General features: G+C 56.0%; 15 protein-coding genes. 10 read left to right on the forward strand and 5 right to left on the reverse strand.

The genetic code is table 11. The features are described 5' to 3' along the window. Together ACILP3_RS09545 and ACILP3_RS09550 are read right to left on the reverse strand one after the other, a co-directional pair. The coding region (locus ACILP3_RS09545) for a hypothetical protein (protein ID WP_395616406.1) at positions 1–383 on the reverse strand (383 nt) is incomplete at its 3' end. Between the two features lie 59 nt (positions 384–442). After that, positions 443–2,101: an NAD+ synthase gene (locus ACILP3_RS09550; RefSeq protein WP_395616407.1), complete on the reverse strand. Its 1,659-nt coding sequence runs from the start codon at positions 2,099–2,101 to the stop codon at positions 443–445. A gap of 97 nt (positions 2,102–2,198) precedes the next feature. On the opposite strand from ACILP3_RS09550, the gene ACILP3_RS09555 reads away from it, so the two are divergent. The 7 genes from ACILP3_RS09555 to pheT all read left to right on the forward strand — a co-directional run bounded on the left by ACILP3_RS09555 (position 2,199) and on the right by pheT (position 9,172). Further along, the gene (locus tag ACILP3_RS09555) at positions 2,199–3,134 is read left to right on the forward strand and encodes a ribose-phosphate pyrophosphokinase (protein WP_395616408.1); all 936 of its coding nucleotides are present in this window, start codon (positions 2,199–2,201) and stop codon (positions 3,132–3,134) included. Continuing rightward, positions 3,134–3,913 carry a histidinol-phosphatase gene (hisN, locus tag ACILP3_RS09560; protein WP_395616418.1) on the forward strand — a complete coding sequence of 260 codons (780 nt, stop codon included), beginning with the start codon at positions 3,134–3,136 and terminating at the stop codon, positions 3,911–3,913. The genes ACILP3_RS09555 and hisN overlap by 1 nt, the downstream gene beginning before the upstream one ends. After that, the gene (locus ACILP3_RS09565; protein ID WP_395616409.1) at positions 3,901–4,788 is read left to right on the forward strand and encodes a helix-turn-helix domain-containing protein; all 888 of its coding nucleotides are present in this window, start codon (positions 3,901–3,903) and stop codon (positions 4,786–4,788) included. The genes hisN and ACILP3_RS09565 overlap by 13 nt, the downstream gene beginning before the upstream one ends. Before the next feature lie 107 nt (positions 4,789–4,895). Beyond that, on the forward strand, positions 4,896–5,096 hold the full coding sequence (rpmI, locus tag ACILP3_RS09570; RefSeq protein ID WP_125231188.1) for a 50S ribosomal protein L35: 201 nt from the start codon (positions 4,896–4,898) through the stop codon (positions 5,094–5,096). 97 nt (positions 5,097–5,193) lie between these two features. Continuing rightward, the gene (gene rplT / locus ACILP3_RS09575; protein ID WP_183942150.1) at positions 5,194–5,559 is read left to right on the forward strand and encodes a 50S ribosomal protein L20; all 366 of its coding nucleotides are present in this window, start codon (positions 5,194–5,196) and stop codon (positions 5,557–5,559) included. A 137-nt stretch (positions 5,560–5,696) separates the two neighbouring features. Beyond that, a complete protein-coding gene (pheS, locus tag ACILP3_RS09580) occupies positions 5,697–6,776 on the forward strand; it encodes a phenylalanine--tRNA ligase subunit alpha (protein ID WP_395616410.1) in 1,080 nt (359 codons plus the stop codon). Beyond that, the gene (gene pheT, locus ACILP3_RS09585; protein ID WP_395616411.1) at positions 6,773–9,172 is read left to right on the forward strand and encodes a phenylalanine--tRNA ligase subunit beta; all 2,400 of its coding nucleotides are present in this window, start codon (positions 6,773–6,775) and stop codon (positions 9,170–9,172) included. Before pheS ends, pheT begins: the two co-directional genes overlap by 4 nt. 53 nt (positions 9,173–9,225) lie before the next feature. Here pheT and ACILP3_RS09590 read toward each other — a convergent pair whose 3' ends face one another. Then, on the reverse strand, positions 9,226–11,586 hold the full coding sequence (locus tag ACILP3_RS09590) for a TonB-dependent receptor (protein WP_395616412.1): 2,361 nt from the start codon (positions 11,584–11,586) through the stop codon (positions 9,226–9,228). Positions 11,587–11,719: 133 nt separating this feature from the next. Here ACILP3_RS09590 and ACILP3_RS09595 point away from each other — a divergent pair, with 133 nt between their 5' ends. Both ACILP3_RS09595 and ACILP3_RS09600 read left to right on the forward strand, forming a co-directional pair. After that, positions 11,720–12,313 carry a TetR/AcrR family transcriptional regulator gene (locus ACILP3_RS09595; protein WP_395616413.1) on the forward strand — a complete coding sequence of 198 codons (594 nt, stop codon included), beginning with the start codon at positions 11,720–11,722 and terminating at the stop codon, positions 12,311–12,313. Positions 12,314–12,337: 24 nt separating this feature from the next. Further along, positions 12,338–13,900, forward strand: a complete 1,563-nt coding sequence (locus ACILP3_RS09600) for a peptide chain release factor 3 (RefSeq protein WP_395616414.1) — start codon at positions 12,338–12,340, stop codon at positions 13,898–13,900. Here the strand turns inward: ACILP3_RS09600 and ACILP3_RS09605 are convergent. After that, positions 13,897–15,855 (reverse strand): beta-galactosidase, encoded by a 1,959-nt coding sequence (locus ACILP3_RS09605; RefSeq protein ID WP_395616415.1) that lies wholly within the window; start codon positions 15,853–15,855, stop codon positions 13,897–13,899. The two genes, ACILP3_RS09600 and ACILP3_RS09605, sit on opposite strands and share 4 nt — an antisense overlap. Positions 15,856–16,000: 145 nt before the next feature. Here ACILP3_RS09605 and ACILP3_RS09610 point away from each other — a divergent pair, with 145 nt between their 5' ends. Beyond that, the gene (locus ACILP3_RS09610) at positions 16,001–17,146 is read left to right on the forward strand and encodes a fatty acid desaturase family protein (RefSeq protein WP_395616416.1); all 1,146 of its coding nucleotides are present in this window, start codon (positions 16,001–16,003) and stop codon (positions 17,144–17,146) included. A gap of 496 nt (positions 17,147–17,642) precedes the next feature. Here ACILP3_RS09610 and ACILP3_RS09615 read toward each other — a convergent pair. Further along, a partial coding sequence (locus ACILP3_RS09615) for a cadherin domain-containing protein (protein ID WP_395616417.1) occupies positions 17,643–20,739 on the reverse strand: 3,097 nt, incomplete at its 5' end.

The raw sequence follows: 20,739 nt of genomic DNA on the forward strand, positions 1-20,739 counted from the left end.
GGAGGCGCAGCGGCTTTCGTCGCCTCCTGCGCGCGTTGTGCTTCACGATCTATCTTGTCGACGTCCATCCCGACGGCCCGTCCAAATGCCTTATATGCCTCTTTTTCACGGGCGCGCATTTCGTCTTTCAGCTTCTGCCGCTCGGCAATTGCGGCCTTGCTTTCTTCAAGCGAGCGCGTGGCGGGCCAGCTTTCAATATAAATGATTTCGCGCGGCGGTGGCGTAGCCTTCTCGATGGAATCGAGATAAAATGTGTAAATGATGATCGCCGTCGGCACGCAGGCCGCCAAAAACAGCCACGGGCTGTGACGGCCCGACGTGCGCAGAAACCCCACAAGGTCGCTGCCTGCGTTGCGTAACGATACATCTTTTAAAAACGACATGGCACTCCAATAAGGCCCACGCTGCGCGATTTCCAGTGTCCACTTACAAAAGGCGCAGATTATCTACCGCTACGAAAGGCATTGGTGATCGGGTAACGCCGATCGCGGCCAAAATTGCGCGTCCCAAGCTTTACGCCCGGCGGTGCCTGCCGCCGTTTATACTCAGCGAGATATAGCAAACGTTCGATCCGCGTGACCGCGTCCCGGTCAAAGCCAAGCGCAACAACCTCATCCACCGACTTCTCCCCCTCCACCAATGCATGCAGCATCTTATCAAGAATGGGATAATCGGGCAGCGAATCGCTATCTTTCTGGTCTGGCCGCAATTCCGCACTTGGTGGCTTGGTGATGATGTTTTCCGGGATCACTGGCCCATCACGCCCAAGGCCAATGCGGGGCTTGTGGCTATTTCGCCATTCGGAAATGGCAAAGACAGTCATTTTATACGCGTCCTTTAACGGATTATATCCGCCCGCCATGTCGCCATAGATCGTGGCATAACCAACGCTCATCTCGCTCTTGTTGCCTGTTGTGACCAGCATGTGCCCAAATTTGTTGGACAACGCCATCAGCGTAAGCCCACGGACGCGCGACTGGATGTTTTCCTCACTAATATCGGCATCGCGGCCGGCAAAACTGTCCGACAGCATGTCATCAAATGCATCAACCGCTGGCGAAATGGGGATAGTGTCGATCTTGCACCCGATCATCGCGGCGCATTCGGCTGCATCATCGAGGCTCGATTGGCTGGTGTAGCGACTGGGCATCATGACACACCAGACGCGATCAGGCCCAAGCGCGTCCGCTGCGATAGCGGCACATAAAGCACTGTCGATACCGCCCGACATGCCGAGCACCACGCCCGGAAAGCGATTAGTGTCAACATAATCGCGCAGGCCAACGACCATCGCGCTATAAATATCGGCGGGATGCTCGTCCCAAAGCGCCTTGGGGCCATCTGCACATTCCCAGCCCCCATCACCGCGGTGCCAATGCGTCATGCGCAGATGTTCTTCCCAGTCGGGCAAGCGCTGCGCCACTGCACCATTGGCGTTCAGCACGAAGGAGCAGCCGTCAAAGACCAGCTCATCCTGTCCGCCCACCCGGTTCAGGAACATTAATGGCAATCCGGTTTCGCGAACCCGCGCTGCGAAAACTTCTTCGAGTCGCCGGTCATCCTTGTCGATTTCATAAGGGCTGCCATTGGTTGAAATCAGCAGCTCAGCGCCGCGTTGCTTTAAGTGCAGGCTGACGGGAGCCAACCAGCCATCTTCGCAAATGGGCACACCCAGACGCACACCGCGAAATTCGACAGGCTCTGGCAACGGACCCGCAGCAAAAATACGCTTTTCATCAAAGGTCCCGTAATTGGGCAGTTCATGCTTATAGCGCACGGCGGCAATCCGCCCGCCGTCCAGCAAGGCAATGCCGTTATACAGCGTGCCTTCATCGGTAAAAATCGAGCCAACAAGCATCGCTGGCCCCCCGTCCGAGGTTGCAGCCGCGAGCTTGGCCAATTCTTCGGCGGCACGGGCGGCAAATGCGGGCTTTAACACCAGATCTTCGGCCGGATAGCCAATCAGTTGCTGTTCGGGAAATACGATCAGATCAGCTTGCCCGGCCTTTACGCGCCATTCCAGCATTGCTGCTGCGTTACCTGCAAGGTCGCCGACGCGCTGATTAAGCTGCGCCATTGCAATATTAAGCTGGTTTGTCATGTCTCCACCCTTATTGTCCACAAACTAGCGGAGCAAGCCGATTGTCAGGCCAGCCTCGCACCGCTAGAGGGTCACAAGAGATTGCAGGGACACATATATGAAATTGATGACGGGCAACAGCAACCTGCCACTGGCGCAGGGTATTGCCGATTATATGAAATTGCCGCTGACCAACGCCAGCGTCCGCCGTTTCGCCGACAATGAAATTTTCGTAGAAATTCACGAAAATGTTCGCGGCGAAGATATGTTTGTGATTCAATCGACCAGCCATCCTGCAAATGACAATTTGATGGAACTGCTGATCATGATCGACGCGTTGCGCCGCGCGTCGGCCAAGCGGATTACCGCCGTTTTGCCCTATTTCGGCTATGCGCGTCAGGACCGGAAACCCGGCCCGCGCACGCCTATTTCTGCCAAGCTTGTCGCCAATCTCATTACCGAAGCTGGGGCCGACCGGGTGTTGACCGTTGATTTGCACGCTGGGCAGATTCAGGGCTTTTTTGATATTCCCACTGACAATCTCTATGGCGCACCCGTCATGAGCGCGGACATATTGGAACGACACGGCGACAAGAATATCACTGTCGTATCGCCCGATGTTGGCGGCGTTGTCCGCGCCCGCGCGCTCGCCAAACGCCTCGACGACGCACCGCTTGCCATCGTCGACAAGCGACGCGAAAAAGCGGGTGTATCTGAAGTTATGAACATTATCGGCGACGTAAAAGACCGGTTCTGTATCCTAATTGACGACATCGCCGACAGCGCCGGCACATTGTGCAATGCCGCCGACGCCTTGAAAGCAGCCGGCGCCTCAGACGTTGTTGCCTATATCACCCATGGCGTATTGTCTGGTGAAGCCGTAAACCGCGTCAACGCATCATCGTTACGAAAGTTGGTCATCACCGATTCGATTATGGCGTCGGATGCAGCCAATGCGAGTGCGAAAATCCGCCAGATTCCGATTGCGCCCTTATTGGGTGAGGCGATCAAGCGGATTGCGGACGAAAGCTCGGTTAGTTCCCTGTTCGATTGATGACGCCTGCCGATATCCTCCTTGCCAATCGCTTGGCGGACGCCGCAGGACAGGCAATCCGGCCGTTTTTCCGGACAAGCTTCGTACAGGAAACAAAGGCAGATGCCTCACCCGTTACTGAAGCGGACCGCGCGGCCGAAAGCGCAATACGCCGAATATTAGACGCAGAATGCCCCCGCGACGGTATTATTGGTGAAGAATTTGGTGAGAAGACTGGCACATCAGGCCGCCGCTGGATTATCGACCCGATTGACGGCACCGTCAGCTTCATGGCCGGGCGGCCCATATTCGGAACGCTCATCGCATTGTTGGAAGACAATTGGCCAGTTCTGGGTGTGATTGACCAATGCATCAACGGCGAACGCTGGGTTGGTGCGGCGGGATATCCGACAACATTGAACGGCACGCCGGGACAAACCCGTTCGTGCCGGTCGCTTGCCGACGCGACCTTGGCGACATCTGGACCACAATATTTCAGCCAGCATGATGGTGATCACTTTATGGCGCTTGCAGCGCAAACAGCGCATAAGAAAATGCTGTTTGGCGGCGATTGTTATAATTACGCGTTACTTGCCAGCGGCCATATCGACATCGTTGTGGAGGCAGGCTTGAAACTGCATGATTTTGCTGCCTTAATTCCCGTTATAACCGGTGCAGGAGGCATGATGACCGACTGGTCGGGAGAGCCGCTTCACGGGGGTTCGGATGGACATATCATAGCGGTGGGCGATCCGGCGCGCCTTGACGATGTGCTTGAGGCACTTGCATGCCATCATTAGCGGGCGCAGGCTCCGTTCAATTCATTTTGCCGGCCAAACCGCTTCGGCGCTATCTTTCCACATACTATTTCCTTGATACTGGCTCCGACGGTGCCGAGCAGGAAGATCTGATCTATCCGGAATGGGCAACCGTGCGTTTTGCCTTGCGCGGGCAGGCAACAGGCAACACCGTCGGTTTGAATTCGCGCGATATTCCCGCCGAAAGCATTACGGGGCCAACGGGCCGGGCCGCATTGGTGCGCTTTCGCAACATACAGCTTGTCGGGCTCGGATTATTGCCCTTGGGTTGGTATCGGATTGTTGGGTGTCCAGCAGATCGCTGGGCCGACAGAGTAAGTGCGGTGGATGCCGCCCCTGAATTCGCGCGGCTTGCGCAGTTAAGGCGAGAAATAGACGGAATCACCGATCCAGAGCAAATTGCAGCGCTGTTCGATCACATCATGCTGCAATCCCTGGGCGACCCCGACCCGCTGGAGGTGGACATTGACAACATCCACCACGCCATAGCCAATCCCGAGATTAGCAATGTACGCGACCTTGCAGAGGCAGCCGGGATGAGCCAACAACGGCTTGAGCGGCTCGCGCGCCGGATATTCGGTTTTCCCCCAAAATTTATGCTGCGTCGCCAACGTTTTGTGCGAACATTAGCCAATGCAATGCAGCATCCGGACCTAAAATGGTCCGATGCGATGGACGGACAATATTTTGACCAAGCCCATTTTAATCGCGAATTCCATCAATTCATGGGCATGTCCCCTGGCGATTATCTCGCCATGCCGCGCGCAATCAGCAGCGCATCAAATCAAGTGCGCGCCGAGCAGGTGGGTCAACTCCTGCAATCCTTGCAAGTTCCGGAGCCTTGGAACGGGCAATAGACTTGCATTCGCCTGCGAATCCCGCTAGTCGCGCGCCTTCCGAATAAGCAGGCTGGCCAATAGGGCTGCCATGTCGGCTTGATACGGACTCAACAAAGGAGACCAAAATGCCCAAGCTCAAGACCAAGAGCGGTGTGAAGAAACGCTTCAAAATCACCGCAACCGGCAAGATCAAACATGGCGTCGTTGGAAAGCGGCACCGTTTGAGCAGCCATAATGCCAAGTATATCCGGCAAAACCGTGGCACCAGCGTGATCTCTGATCCCGATGCCAAGACAATCAAGAAATGGGCGCCCTACGGTCTGTAAGACCCGCGTACGTTTTCAGACGAAGCGTGGTGCGAAAAGTGGAAACCGGTTTTTCGGTTAAGCCACGCGACCACGTCAAAGATAAAGGATATAGATTATGGCACGCGTCAAACGTGGTGTGACCACCAAAGCCAAACATAAAAGAATTTTAGAGCAGGCGAAGGGCTATTATGGCCGTCGCAAAAATACGATCCGTGTTGCACGTCAGGCCGTCGAAAAGGCCGGCCAATATGCATATCGCGACCGTAAGGTAAACAAGCGCAACTTCCGCGCATTGTGGATCCAGCGCATCAACGCCGCAGTCCGCGCCGAAGGCATGACCTATGGCGTGTTCATGCACGGCCTGAAGCTTGCTAACGTCGAATTGGACCGTAAGGTTCTTGCGGACCTTGCGATGAACGAAGCCGCGATGTTTAGCACGATCATTGCGCAGTCGAAGGCGGCGCTCGCGAAAGCAGCATAAGCCTCAAAAACTTCGATATTGCGCAAAAGGGCGTGGGCGGCACTTGCCGTTCGCGCCCTTTTGCTTATTCAGTTCAGGCAGTGAATTTAGGAACGTGCGGGAGTTAGATTCCCGCCTTCGCGGGAATGACGAGAATTATGGATATTGAAACCCTCCAAACCGAGCTGATGGCGGCTATTGTGTCTGCGGACACGCTAGAAGCGCTGGAGGCTGTCCGCGTTTCTGCGCTTGGCAAACAGGGCAGCGTTTCGGCTTTGCTAAAGACGATGGGCGGCATGTCGCCCGAGGAGAGGCAAGCCCAAGGGCCGATCATCAATGGTTTGCGTGAAAGCATCACCTCAGCGCTTGCCGCGAAGAAAGCAGATCTCGAAACGGCTGAACTAAACCGCCGCCTCGCCACAGAGCGTGTCGACATGACGCTGCCTGCGCCAGACGCCCCGCGCGGGACCATACACCCTGTTAGCCAAGTCATGGATGAACTGGCCGAGATTTTTGCCGATATGGGCTTTGCCGTAGCCGAGGGGCCGGAAATTGAGGATGACTGGCACAATTTCACCGCGCTCAATATTCCCGAAACGCATCCGGCGCGCGCGATGCACGACACATTTTACTTCCCAGACGACATGGCCCGCAATGGCCAGAAAATGGTGCTGCGCACGCACACATCGCCCGTGCAAATCCGCACCATGACGTTGCAGGAACCACCCATCCGCATCATCGCCCCAGGCCGCGTCTATCGCAGCGACAGCGACGCGACCCACACGCCTATGTTCCACCAGATTGAAGGTCTCGTCATCGACAAGGGCATCCATCTGGGTCACTTGAAATGGACGCTGGAAACATTTTTGAAAGCCTATTTCGAGCGCGAGGATGTCGTCCTGCGTCTGCGCCCCAGCTATTTCCCGTTCACCGAACCATCGGTGGAGGTTGATGTCGGCTATTCCGTCATCAACGGCAAGCGCGTTATCGGTGGGTCCGAAGGCTGGATGGAAGTGCTTGGCTCAGGCATGGTCCACCGTAAGGTTATTGAGGCCTGCGGCCTTGATCCCGATGTCTGGCAGGGCTTTGCCTTTGGCACCGGCGTCGACCGTCTCGCGATGCTGAAATATGGCATGGATGATCTGCGCGCCTTCTTCGACGGCGATAATCGCTGGCTGCAACATTATGGGTTCAATGCGCTCGATGTACCGACGCTGAGCGGAGGCGTAGGCGCATGAAATTTTCCTTATCTTGGTTGAAAGAGCATCTGGACACCGACGCGGATATGCAGGCCGTCGCCGATTGCCTGAACCGCATTGGGTTGGAAGTCGAAGGCATTGAAAACCCGGCTGACGCCTTGTCCGTCTTCCGCATTGCAAAGGTTATCAGCGCCGCGCCGCACCCCCAGGCTGACAAGCTGCAAGTCCTGTCGGTTGACGCAGGTGGGGAGCCGCTTCAAGTTGTCTGCGGCGCCCCTAACGCGCGCGCCGGTATGCTTGGCGTCTTTGGCCCGGCCGGCGCAGTCGTGCCCGCCAATGGCATGCTGCTGAAGGTCGCAGCTATACGCGGCGTCGAATCGAATGGCATGATGTGTTCCATCGCAGAGCTTGAACTTGGCGATGATCATGATGGCATTATCGAGCTTCCAGATGATGCACCCGTCGGGCAAGTTTATGCCGATTGGGCGGGCCTTGATGACCCAGTCATCGATGTCAGCATTACGCCGAACCGTCAGGATTGCATGGGCGTGCGTGGCATTGCGCGCGACCTTGCGGCGGCGGGGCTTGGCACGCTCAAGCCGCTGGGCGACGTCTATAAAATTGACCTGTCGGCGCCTCTGGAGGGCAGCGACCCCGCACCCATCGTCCGCACCGATGACGCAGCCGGATGTCCCGCATTTTATGCGCAATCCGTCTCAGGCGTGCGCAATATTGATTCGCCCGAATGGATGCGCGCCAAGTTGAAAGCGATTGGCCAAAAGCCAATTTCGGCATTGGTCGACATCACCAATTTTCTGTCAATTGACCTTGGTCGTCCTTTGCATGTCTATGACCGCGCCAAATTGAACGGCGCGCTTGTCGCCCGCAAGGCCGTTGATGGTGAGCAGCTAGTCGCGCTTAATGGCAAAACCTACACCTTGGATGCCAGCATGACTGTCATTGCTGACGACGCGATGGTGCATGATATTGGCGGCATCATGGGCGGCGAACATAGCGGTGTCTCCGAAGATACGACCGACGTCCTGATTGAATGCGCCTTTTTCGATCCCGAGCATATTGCCCGCACGGGACAGAAGCTTGGCCTGACAAGCGATGCGCGTCAGCGTTTTGAACGCGGCGTTGATCCCGCGTTTTTAGAAAACGGGTTGGCGATTGCCACCAAGTTGGTGCTGGACCTAACGGGCGGGACGGCGAGCGCCATCACTCGCGTTGGCCAAGCGCCCGTTACGCCGCGCATATTTTCTTATGACACCGATTATTGCCGCCGCCTTGGCGGGGTTGATGTTGCGTCAGAGGAACAGCGCAGCATTCTTGAAAGACTCGGCTTTTCCGTCACATCCGACTGGAGCATAAATGTCCCATCATGGCGTCGCGACGTCGATGGACCGGCCGATATTGTCGAAGAAATCGTGCGCATGATTGGGCTCGACAATGTCGTGTCGGTGCCGCTTCCCCGCGCCGATGGCGTGGCCAAGCCCACCGCGACGCCCGCCCAATCCTTGGAACGCAAAGTCCGGCGCGCTGCGGCAGCCCGCGGGCTAAATGAAGCAATCAACTGGTCCTTTCTTCCACAAAAAGCGGCGGACGCCTTTGGTGGCGGCGCATGGAGCCTAGCTAACCCGATATCCGAAGACATGAAGGTCATGCGGCCTTCCTTGTTGCCAGGGCTGCTGTCTGCCGCACAGCGCAACATGGATCGCGGTGCATCCTCGGTTCGATTATTCGAGATTGGGCGGCGCTACTTTATGGGCGCCGACGGCGCGAGCGACGAGCGCGCGACCGCTGGTATCGTGCTGGCAGGCGATCGTTCCGCACGAAACTGGGCAACAGGTAAGGCCGCGCGCTTTGACGCCTTTGATGCAAAGGCCGAAGCGATTGCCTTGCTCAAGGCCGCGGGCGTCGCCACAGACAATCTGCTGGTGATGGATGATGCAGGCGGGCATTATCATCCCGGGCAGTCGGCCACCTTGCGCATGGGGCCAAAGACCATATTAGCGGCCTTTGGCACTGTACATCCGGCCACTACGAAGGCGTTCGACCTTGACGGCAGTGTCGTTGCAGCGGAAATCTTTTTGGATGCCATACCGTTGAAGAAAGCAAGCGGCTTCATGCGGCCAGCATTCACACCGCCAGCGTTGCAAGCGGTGACGCGCGATTTTGCGTTTCTGGTCGCACAAAGCATGCCTGCCAATGATCTTCTGCGCGCCATAAAGGGCACGGATAAGGATAACATCGTGGCGGTTCGCCTGTTTGACCGCTTCGTCGGACAAGGCGTTCCTGAGGGGCAAGTGAGCCTTGCGGTTGAAGTTACGCTTCAACCCACCGAGAAAAGCTATAGTGATGACGAACTGAAAGCCATTTCGGACAAGGTCATTGCCGCGGCCACAAAATTGGGCGCCGTGCTACGCGGATAAAAAAGGCCGGGCATTCACCCGGCCTTCTTTTTTATAGGCGAGGTCGCCCTCTCTTAAAACTTAATCCCCGCAGTCACGAAAAGCTGCCGCGGGTTGCCATAAAACGCGGTCAATGTGCCCTCGCGGCCCAATGATGCGGTTGGTAGACCGTTGGTACCTAATATCGGAACACCCGTGGTCGCATTGCCCGCGATGAAGCTATAGCCTGAGGTTTTATATTTTTTGTTCGTCAGATTTTTGCCATGCAGGCCAATGCTCCAGCGATCATCAGGCGAAGTGTAGACAAGGCTTGCATCCACGAGGGCATAGCCGGACTGATCAATATAGGGGTTCGGAATTTCGAACTGCGATGTGCTGCTGCGGTACGAAACGGTAGTCCCTAAATTCAACCGTCCGGCACCAGCGGGTGTCATGTAAACTAGCGTCGCGCTAGCCGTTGTTGATGGCGTATTTTGTACGTCGCGATATTGCGCTACGTCGGTTGGTACGCTTGCGACGTTGGTGATATATCCGTCAAATTGCGCATCGATATACCCGACCGCACCCATCAGATTGAGACGATCCCCATCGGTGGCAAGGCTCTCACCCAAACGTGCGTTAAATTCCAGCTCGACGCCTTTGAACGTTGCCTTGCCGGCGTTCGAAGTCACGCCGCAGAAAGATGGCAAGCCGCCAACGATACAGGCAACCGATCCCGGAATTTGCACGTCTTTATAATCAGCATAAAAACCAGCCAAAGCGAAGGTAAGGCCGCCGTCAAGCAGACTGCCTTTGTAACCAGCTTCGTAGCTATCAACGCTTTCCGGACGGAAACTCAGGAACGCCGCCACTTCGTCATTTTCGCCACGAATGCCGTTTCCGTTTAGGTCAGGGGCATTGCTTCCCACGCCGCGTGGGTCAAAGCCGCCGCCTTTGAAGCCTTGGCTAAAGCTTGCGTAGATATTGTGTTCGGGCGCTGGTTTAAAGCTGAGCGATACACGTGGTGTGAATTTTTTGAAGCTGCGTTGGCCATTGAAATTGGTGCTTGGTGCGCCAAATGGCACGCCTGCACCGCCGAAGAAAGGTGAGCCGCCGCCTAGATAATTCTGGCGCAGAATATTCGCACTGCGCTCATCCCATGTATAGCGGGCGCCAAAGGACAGACTTAGCTGATCTGTAAAGTCATAGGTAAAATCACCAAACACCGCGTAGGTTTTGGTGTCGACCGCCGCCTTGGTAAAGGCGGTCAATCCGGCCAATGTGGTGAAAAGCCGAACGTCGAACAATGTATCTGCGGAGGCATCAAGATAATAACCGCCCACCATGCCGCTGAAAGGTCCGGCGTCGACCAGCAACTGGACCTCTTGGCTGATCTGTTCGTTGAAATACCCGCCGGGCACGTCAACATCTGCCGCGGGCAGTGCGTCAAAGTCGATGGGCGTCAGGCTATCATCCTTGCGCCATGCACTGATGGACCGCAGTGTCAGGCTGTCCGACAGATCCACAGAAATGTTCATCGCAAAGCCATATGCCTCAATATCCTGCTTCGGATCGACAAGTCCGCCGCGTGTGTCATAGACATTGTCGAGCACGGGCGCGCTGGACACCAGCCCGCGAATCAAGCGATGGCCACCGCGCGGATCGCTTTTGTCTTTGGTATAGTCACCATTGATTCGGATCGACACTGGTGCGCCATAGCCCCCAAGCTCCACGGTTCCGCGGGCCGCCCACAAATCCTTGTTATAGTTTTCCAGGCCGGTGGTCAGGTTGTCGCCAAAGCCACCCCGCGACAGCCGAGCGACGCTGCCGCCGACGCGTACAATATCGCCAATGGGTGTCGATATGGTCACTACACCGTCGGTCTGGTTATAAGTGCCAACGGTTGCACGTGCGCTCAGCGCAAATTCTTGCGGCAAACGCTTGGTCACATATTTCACCGCGCCGCCAATGGTGTTGCGGCCATATAAGGTGCCCTGCGGACCGCGCAGCACTTCAATGCGTTCCACATCATAAATATCAAGTACAGCTGCTTGCGGGCGATTTAGATAGACATCGTCAAGATAAATGCCGACGCCGGGTTCGAAACCGGAAACTGGGTCCTGCTGCCCGATGCCACGAATGAAGGCGGATAATGTCGAGTTGCTACCACGCGACGATTCAAGCGTGGTGTTTGGAGTGATGTTACCGATTTCGGTGATGTCGAGCGCGCCGCGCAGCTCAAGCGATTCACCGGAAAAGGCGCTGACAGCGATTGGCACGTCAATCAGATTTTCTTCGCGGCGACGCGCAGTCACGATGATTTCACCGCCGCCTTCGGCTTCGTCCATCGCGGGCGCAACGTCTTGCGCGAATGCTGGCGCCGTGCAGGCAAGGCCTGATGATGCAATGCTAGCCAATAATGCAGCGCGAAATATAGAAGTTTTAGGGGATTTCATGGTTCACTCTCCTCCAATGTTGCCGGTCTTTACCCGTTCACAAATTTCTTTATAATGAAAGTTGAACCATCTTTCAATTTAATGAATTTAGAAAGCGTAGCGAATGTCCGCAGAACGTGGCATATCAGCAACAATGACACCGGCTGGTAAAACCCCGCGCACCGATAGAGGGCGAAAGACCCTGCGCCTCTTACTGGATGCAGCGGCGGCAGAGTTTGGCGAAAAGGGTTTTCATGAAAGCTCCGTTGTATCGATAACCCAACGCGCGGGCGTCGCACTTGGCAGTTTCTACACCTATTTCGATTCGAAGGATTCGTTGTTCCGCGCGCTGGTGCGCGATATGTCGGCACAGGTGCGACGCAATGTCGGCCCAGTGATGGCAGCAGAACCCGACCGGCTTGAGGGCGAACGCAAAGGCCTTGCCCGTTTCCTTGAATTCGTGCGCGAGCATAAGGAATTGTACAGGATTATCGATGAAGCCGAATTTGTCGATCCGCCAAGCTACCGCGCGCATTATGAGGACACCGTCAGTGGCTATCTCGCCAGCTTGAAAGACGCCGCTGCCAAGGGCCAGTTGCGCGAGGATGTCGACGAGGTTCACGCATGGGCGATTGTAGGCATGAACGTGTTTCTAGGCCTCCGGTACGGTGTCATGGGCGAAGATCGCGACGTGACCGATGTCGCCAACGTTGCCGCTGACCTGCTGACAAACGGGTTGAAGCGTTAATCATTCATCCCTAAGCCGCGCTGCATGACGCTGAACCGCCGGACCTTTGCCATTATTTCCCATCCTGACGCAGGTAAGACCACGCTGACGGAGAAATTGCTGCTGCAAGGTGGCGCAATTCACTTGGCTGGTGAGGTCAAGGCACGCGGGCAGGCGCGGCGTGCGCGTTCGGACTGGATGAAGATCGAACAACAACGCGGCATTTCGGTGACCTCGTCGGTGATGACGTTTCAGAAAGATGGCATTGTTTTTAACCTGCTCGATACGCCGGGGCATGAGGATTTTTCCGAAGATACCTACCGGACGCTAACGGCGGTCGATTCCGCCATCATGGTCATCGATGCCGCCAAAGGGATTGAGCCACAGACGCGCAAGCTGTTCGAAGTTTGTCGCCTGCGCAGCGTGCCGATCATCACCTTCGTCAACAAGGTCGACCGCGAAGGCCGCGCCGCGTTTGAAACTATAGACGAAGTTGCCGATGCGCTCGCTCTGGATGTCTGCCCGATGAACTGGCCCGTTGGCATGGGCGGTGAATTTGAAGGCCTGTATGATTTCAGCAGCGGACGCCTCAGCCAACCTTCTGGCGACAGTAAGGCATTTGAAGGCAAAATTAGTGACCATAGCGGGCTTGACGCAGCCACGCTGGAACAAGTGCTAACACCAGCCGGTGTCGCACGACTGCGCGAGGAAGCGGAGCTTGCGCAGGCTGGATATTCGGACTTTGACCTGACCGCATTCCAGAACGGCGACTTGACGCCTGTATATTTCGGGTCTGCGTTGAAAGAATTTGGCGTGATCGAGCTGATCAACGCCATTGCGGCTTACGCCCCGCCACCCCGGCCGCAGCCAAGTTCAAAGGGCAATATCGACCCGTCGGAAAAGGAAGTCACTGGCTTTATCTTCAAGGTGCAGGCCAATATGGACCCGCAACACCGTGACCGTATCGCATTCATGCGACTATGCTCAGGTACGTTTAAGCGTGGCATGAAGCTGACGCCATCCGGGCTTGGAAAGCCGGTGGCGATTCATTCGCCCATCCTGTTCTTTGCCCAAGACCGCGAAATTGCCGACAGCGCCGAACCCGGCGATATCATCGGTATTCCCAACCATGGCACGCTGCGTGTTGGTGATACATTGTCGGAACGCAATGATGTGCGCTTTACGGGTCTGCCTAACTTTGCGCCGGAAATCTTGCGCCGTGTCGTATTGCGCGACCCTACAAAGACAAAGCAATTGCGCAAGGCGCTCGATGACCTGAGCGAAGAGGGCGTCATTCAGGTATTCTACCCTGAAATTGGTTCCAACTGGGTCATTGGCGTTGTCGGGCAATTGCAATTGGACGTGCTGATCTCCCGGCTCGAGGCGGAGTATAAGGTTGATGCGTTCTTGGAAGCTGCGCCATATGACACCGCACGCTGGTTGATTGGTTCGGAAAGCGCATTGGCGCAATTTGTGTCGTTTAACGGCGGCAATATGGCAAAAGACCGCGATGGACACCCTGTATTTATGGCACGCTCGTCATGGGACGTGGGGTATCAGCAGGAAAAGCATCCGGACCTGAAATTCAGCGCAACCAAAGAACGCTAACGCCAGACGGCAACGCCAAAAGGTTCGATTTCTGCGCCACCGATGACGAATACTGCGCCAATTGGCGCAGGGGCATGCGCATGCGTTTCAGCGAGATTAAACGCGAAGGTCAGGTCACCCCGGCGGCGCAAGCGCAAGGTCGGCGGCAGCGGCGTTATCGCGACCCCAGCCTCAGCGCACAGATCCACCAGCAGGTTTTTGACAAACGCATCGTCTGTCAACGTCGCGAGATAAACGCTCCGTCCTGACCGGGCTGCGGCCGCAGAGCCATCTTCATAAGTGGCGATGATATCCGCCGCGCCGACGGCAATTGTTTCGCGCCAACGGCCGCTTTCATACACCGCATTCTTATAGCTGATAGTCCCGTTGCAATCGGGCCGCAACGTTTCCACCGACGTCACTTTAATAGGCACAAATTCACGTAGTCGCCCCGGAGGAAGGCCCTCACTTACCCAGAATTCCGGCGTTTTTGCTCCAGAGCGCGGGCCGAATAGCAACAGCCCTGCGCTTACCTTCAGCGCATCGAACGCAGCGCCATCGACCACCGCCAGCGTTGGCACAATGATCAATTTGTAACCATCCAACTGGGCTTCACCTGCCGAGACAAAGTCCACATCGACGCCAAGGCTGCGCAACGCGCAATAATATTGGAATATAACGGCATCATATCGATAGCCTGCGCCTTGGCGTTCAATATCATCCACCCAGCCCGAGACCGGATCGATGAGAATCGCCACCGATGCCTTAGGGGCCACCGCCGATACATCGCCCAGCAACTGCATCTCTGCCGCCACCTGCTCCACCTCCGCCCATGCTGTCGCGGGCATGTCATCGGGCCGCAGCAACCCTGCATGCATTTGTTCCTGCGCAAATGGCACTTGCCGCCAGCGGAAATAGGCAACGCAGGCCGCGCCATGGGCAAAGGCCTGCAGCGTCCAATGCCGAACCATACCAGGCGCAGGACGTGGATTATGTGGTGCCCAATTAACAGGGCCCGGCTGTTGCTCCATCACCCACCACGCGCCCTTAGACAGGCCACGCACCGAATCAAAGTTCAGCGCGGCAAGGTCGGGGTGGCCGGTGCGCATAAATGGCTTCCATTCCTCCGCAGACGCTTTCGCCATCAATTGATCCGAAAAACCCAGCGGGTAATTATCATAGCTCACAAAATCGAGCGCCTGCGTTAGGGCCGCATTATCGACGCCCGTGGTCGCAGGCGGAATGATGTTATGCGTCACCCATTGATCCGGCCTGGCATGACGGCGAATGGCCGATATCATGACGTCATGAAAACGCACGACCTGTTCCGATGCAAAGCGGCGATAGGCCAAGCGGTGCGCTGGGTTGGTTTCACACACCGTGAAAAACGGAAGCTCGATCTGGTCAAAGCTATCATATTCCATCGACCAGAACACATTGCCCCATGCCGCATTCAGCGTCGCGATATCGCCATAACGCTGCGCACAATAAGCGCGGAATTTTTCCAGCGCCGCTGGCGACGCGCTCATCGTCGTGTCGTGGCAGCACAGTTCATTGTCCGTCTGCCACCCCACGACATACAGATGGTGCCCGTAACGCTCTGCCATCTTTGCGGTGATGCGTTCGGCATGCATCAGATAGGTGTCGCTCGAAAAATCATAATGCCGCCGCGACCCGAACCCGCGGACCTGACCTGTACGAATATCAACCGGAAGAATGTCCGGATATCTGTCGCACAGCCATTTGGGCGGCGTTGCGGTAGGCGTGCCCAAAACAACCTTGAGGCCCACAGCGCCGAGGGCTTCGATCGCGCGGTCCATCCACGCCCAATCAAAAACGCCTTCGCTTTTTTCGATCCGCCCCCAAGCAAATTCACCAATCCGGACATAGGTCAGCCCAAGCGCACGCATCCGACGGGCGTCACGCGCCCAAAATTCTTCCGGCCAATGTTCGGGATAATAGCAAACACCTAACATAGGATATGTTTAGCGGACGCCGACCGCCTGACAAGCCTGTAGAAGTTGTGCCTGCAGGAACGTGAATGGCGTAAGGGGAAAAACAGCGCCATAATTTGCCCATTCTGCCATTTTCTCGCCATGACTGGGGCCTATCTAAGTTGGCATGACAATAGCTGGCCCCATTGATTCGCCTATGCGTAACGGCAATCTGACCGCGCATACCCCCGCAACGGCTTTCCAGCCGGATAGCGATGTTGCGCAACGCGCGGCCGCGCTCAAGCGCGTGCCCGATGACAAAGCGATGCTGCGCGCTGTGGCGGAATTGACGCGCGACTTGGGCGCGCCCAACCCACGCATTTTTTGGTCAGACTTTATGGCTTCGGCTTTTTTGGGCTATGCTGGCCTTGCTGTATCCATCCTTTCCGGCAATCTTTGGCTGCAATGCGTGGCGGCTTTGATATCGGTGCTTGCGCTATATCGTGCGGGCGGCTTCATCCATGAAGTCAGCCATGTAAAGCATTCCGCCCTGCCCGGTTTTCGCTTTGGCTTTAACGCGGTGATTGGCGTGCCTTTGCTTGTGCCATCCTACATGTATGAAGGCATTCACAATCTCCACCATGCGCGCACGCGATATGGAACGGATCAGGATCCTGAATATCTGCCGCTGGCGTTAATGAAGCCTTGGACATTACCCTTGTTCATATTCGCCTCGCTGTTTGCGCCCTTTGCTTTGCTGTTCCGCAACGCGGTGCTTGCGCCGCTTTCGCTATTCATTCCCGCGCTTCGCAAGATTGTGGTCGAACGATATTCGGGTCTTGCAATCAACCCCGCTTTCCGCCGCCGCCCCGCTGAAGGCGAGGCGCACCGCAACTGGATCATACAAGAAACCGCCGCGAGCATTTGGTCCATTGTCCTGCTGGGTGGCGTGTTCAGCGGATATATTCCGATGAATGCCTTTCTGATATTTTTGGCCATCGTCTCCAGCGTTGCCGTGCTGAATCAGGTCCGCACGCTCGTGGCCCATTTGTGGGAAAATGACGGTGAACCTTTAAGCGTCACTGCGCAGTTCCTCGACAGCGTCAACGTGCCGCCTCCGGGCTTGCTGGCATCAATCTGGGCACCGGTAGGACTGCGCTATCACGCGCTGCACCATCTGCTCCCCAGCGTGCCTTATCATGCCTTGGGCGAAGCACACCGCCGCCTGACGGCACAATTGGCCCCTGACTCCGCTTATCACCGTGCAAATTATGATGGTTTGGCAGGATTGATAACGCGGCTCACACGCAGCACCTTCGTGCGCGGCGCATAGCGTTCATAGTGAGGCAAGCAGCGGGCTGGACGGCGATTGAGGAAGTCTGTCGCAAGGCCGGCACCAATTATCAATGACGAGGCAAATATGGCGGGTTGATGCCTTCGGAGTTGAAGCGTTTGAAACAGCTTGAGGGAGAGAATGTCCGACTCAAGTGTTTGGTGGCGAACCTCAGCCTGGAGAAGGAGGTGCTGCAGGATGTCATCAAACGAGAGCTGTAGGGCCTAATCGGGCGCGTGAACGCGTTGGCTATGGCTATCGAAATATCCAGGTCCTGCTGCAGCGGGAGAGGTGGCAGATCAATCTCACGCGTACCCGCCGGATTTACTGGGCGTTGGACCTTCAACTTCGTAACAAGACGCCAATGGAGCGCGCTTTTGTATCCTGCATTTCAGTGGTGCAGGTTGCAGCTTTTTCATTCCGAGGATTTTTTGGTAGTTTAGAAATTGCTGGTGGCGTTGGCGTTACCTGCCACCAGCAATCCGTACATAACAACTTATTGAGCCAGCCTTATTGAGAGCATCGCGCGGTTGTCTTGCCTTGTCATGGCATTCAAACCCCGATTTGCTTCAACAGCAAGCTCAAGGTTATTCTTGTTACCCAGGCGATAGGCATATCCTACAGCAATAAGCGAGCGGCGCATTCCGGCTACGCTTTCCCAGTTATAGTCCGCGTAGAACCGCGCACGCCCCCCATCGTTGGCGACCAATTTTGCGCCCAATTGATAACCGCAGCGCAAGCCCGAACTTTGCACGTCATTATCTTCGCACAGCAGACCTGGGCCAAGCAATAAGCGCGTCCAGGAACCATAATCAGCTGATCCGCTGAGTGTAATTGGGGCGGTGACGGGGACGCTGATCCGCGTAACATCCACTGTGCCTACTGCAAACGCAATGCCAGAGCGGTCCTCGCCAAGATAGCGCGCCGTCAAAGTCGCCGAACCAATTTTCTCACGTGCATGCGAGATAACGGCATCGGTCGTAACTACGGTATCGCCAAGGTTGAAGTCACCACTGAGCATCCAGCCATAGACCTGGCGCTTGCCGGTCATCGAACCGTCAAGATCAAAACCATCACTTTCGGTCAAAGCGAAATCATACCATGTTTTGCCATAACCGATAAATGCACCGGTTCTCAGGGTGTCGCTAATTCTATAGCGTCCATAGGCATTTACCTGCAGGCTCTTGTCTGAAATTGCGCTGGTGTCGAAGCCCGTCAACTTATCGCTTGAACGAGATACCAGAGCGGCAAGGCCAAGAGTGATGTCATTATTGAACTTCGTTTCAAAGCGCAGCGCACCAAAGGCACGCGAGCTCCAATTTCCATCCATGCGCGATGAGCTTAAACCGGCATCCGCAAATATCTGATGTGGACGACTGCAATCGGACAGACGTTGCGTATAGTTGAGATCCAGATTGGCACCGTTTTCATTCGCCCGCGCAGAACCCGAAATGCCTTTTTGCGTTTTCGGATCGGCACAGAAATTGTCATTGCTCGCCATCAAGGTCTCATTGAACGCCAACATGTCGCTGAGGCCATGTGCGGCGTAATTCCGCAGGCTGCCGCGCAGCTTGTCCCCGATTTGACCCAATTTGCGTGCGATCTCGTCAACGTTAGTGATCGTCACAGTCAATGTTTGAAAGCTGACGTTACCAGCGGCATCGACTGCTTTGATCCGAACAACATAGCTGTTGTTCCGGTCACTGTCGGTCGGGTTCTCGAAATCTGGCGCTGCAACAAAAACGATTGTTCCAGTTGCGGCGTCAATTCTGAACTTTGCCGCGTCTGCCCCACTGTCGATGGACCAGGTCACTGGCTCGTTTGCCGTAAAGCGGGTTACAGCCGTCAGGCCTTCCGTGATGGTGAGGGCCGAAGCCGCCGCACCCGGGCCACCGCTTGGACCTGTGATCGCCGGAGCCGTATCGTCGATGTTGAGCACAGTCACCGTGATGGTCTGCGTGCTGATGTTGCCAGCAGCATCGGTAGCCGTCACCGTCAGCACATACGTGTTGTTCGTGTCAGTGTCCGTTGGGCTTTCAAAGTCTGGGGCCGCCACAAAAGTAATTGTGCCGTCAGCCGCAATTTGAAACTTACCGCGATCATTGCCGCTGGTAATCGACCAGCTGACCGCTTTGCTTGCAGTGAGACGAGCAACTGTCGTTTGTCCCTCATTCACTGAGAGCGAATCGACTGCTGAACCGGATGTGCCGCTTGGACCAGTAATTGCTGGAGGGATATCGTCTACATTGGTCTCGTTCAACCGCACCTCAATAAGGGTCGCCGTCGTGCCGTCCGATGCAGATACCGTCAGCGTCTGCAGGTTAGGCGTTACTTCAAAGTTGTTCGCAAGCGATGTGCTACCCGCTTGGGTCAACGTAATCACACCCGTGCTCGTGTTAATCGCAAACCAGCCATCGGCATTGCCAGCAGTAATGCTAAATGTCACCGCAGTGCCATCCGGATCCGCAGCAGCAACTGTACCAAGCGTTGCACCAACCGCAGTGTTCTCCGCATAGTCAAAGCTATACGCAGCCGCATTGCCAGCGCCCGTCGCATTGGTACCGGTAAACGCAGGACCGCCATCGTTCACATTCAGCACAGTGACCGTTATAGTCTGCACCGAGAAGTTACCCGCCGCATCCAGTGCCCGCACCTGAACAATATAGGTGTTGCTGCCAGAGGTCGTGCCATCGGTTGGCACTTCAAAATCAGGCGCCGCAACAAAGGTCAGTGCGCCCGTGGTCGAATCAATCGCAAACTTCGCCTGATCCTCACCACCAACAAGGCTCCATGTGACGGTCTCATTGGCGGTCGGCGTGGTTACTGCGGTCTGGTTCTCATTCACCGAGATCGCAGAGGTCGCATCACCCGCACTGCCACTTGGACCCGTAATCACAGGTGCGGTATCATCGAGGTTGGTTTCATTGAGCTTGACCTCAATGCTCGTCGTACGCGTGCCGTCAGATACCTGAACCGTCAGGTTCTGAACATTGGCCTGCGTCTCAAAGTCATTGGCAAGCGATGCGCTACCCGCTTGAGACAACGTGATCGCACCCGTGCTCGCATCAATCGCAAACCAACCATCGGCATTGCCAGCAGTAATGCTGTAGCTCAGCGTGCCCGTACCTGTCGCCGACACGGTGCCAAGCGTTGCACCGCTCGCGCGGTTCTCGGCATAGTTAAAGCCGTAAGACGGGTTGCTGCTCCCATCTGTCGCATTGGTGTTCGTAAATACTGGGGCGGTCGCCTCATTCACGTCCAGCACAGTGACCGTTATAGTCTGCACCGAGAAGTTACCCGCCGCATCCAGTGCCCGCACCTGAACAATATAGGTGTTGCTGCCAGAGGTCGTGCCATCGGTTGGCGTTTCAAAATCAGGCGCCGCAACAAAGGTCAGTGCGCCCGTGGTCGAATCAATCGCAAACTTCGCCTGATCCTCGCCACCAACAAGGCTCCATGTAACGGCCTCATTGGCGGTCGGCGTGGTTACTGCGGTCTGGTTCTCATTCACCGAGATCGCAGAGGTCGCATCACCCGCACTGCCACTTGGACCCGTAATCACAGGTGCGGTATCATCGAGGTTGGTTTCATTG

This window comes from Sphingorhabdus sp., from assembly GCF_044239665.1.
GTDB lineage: Bacteria > Pseudomonadota > Alphaproteobacteria > Sphingomonadales > Sphingomonadaceae > Sphingorhabdus_B.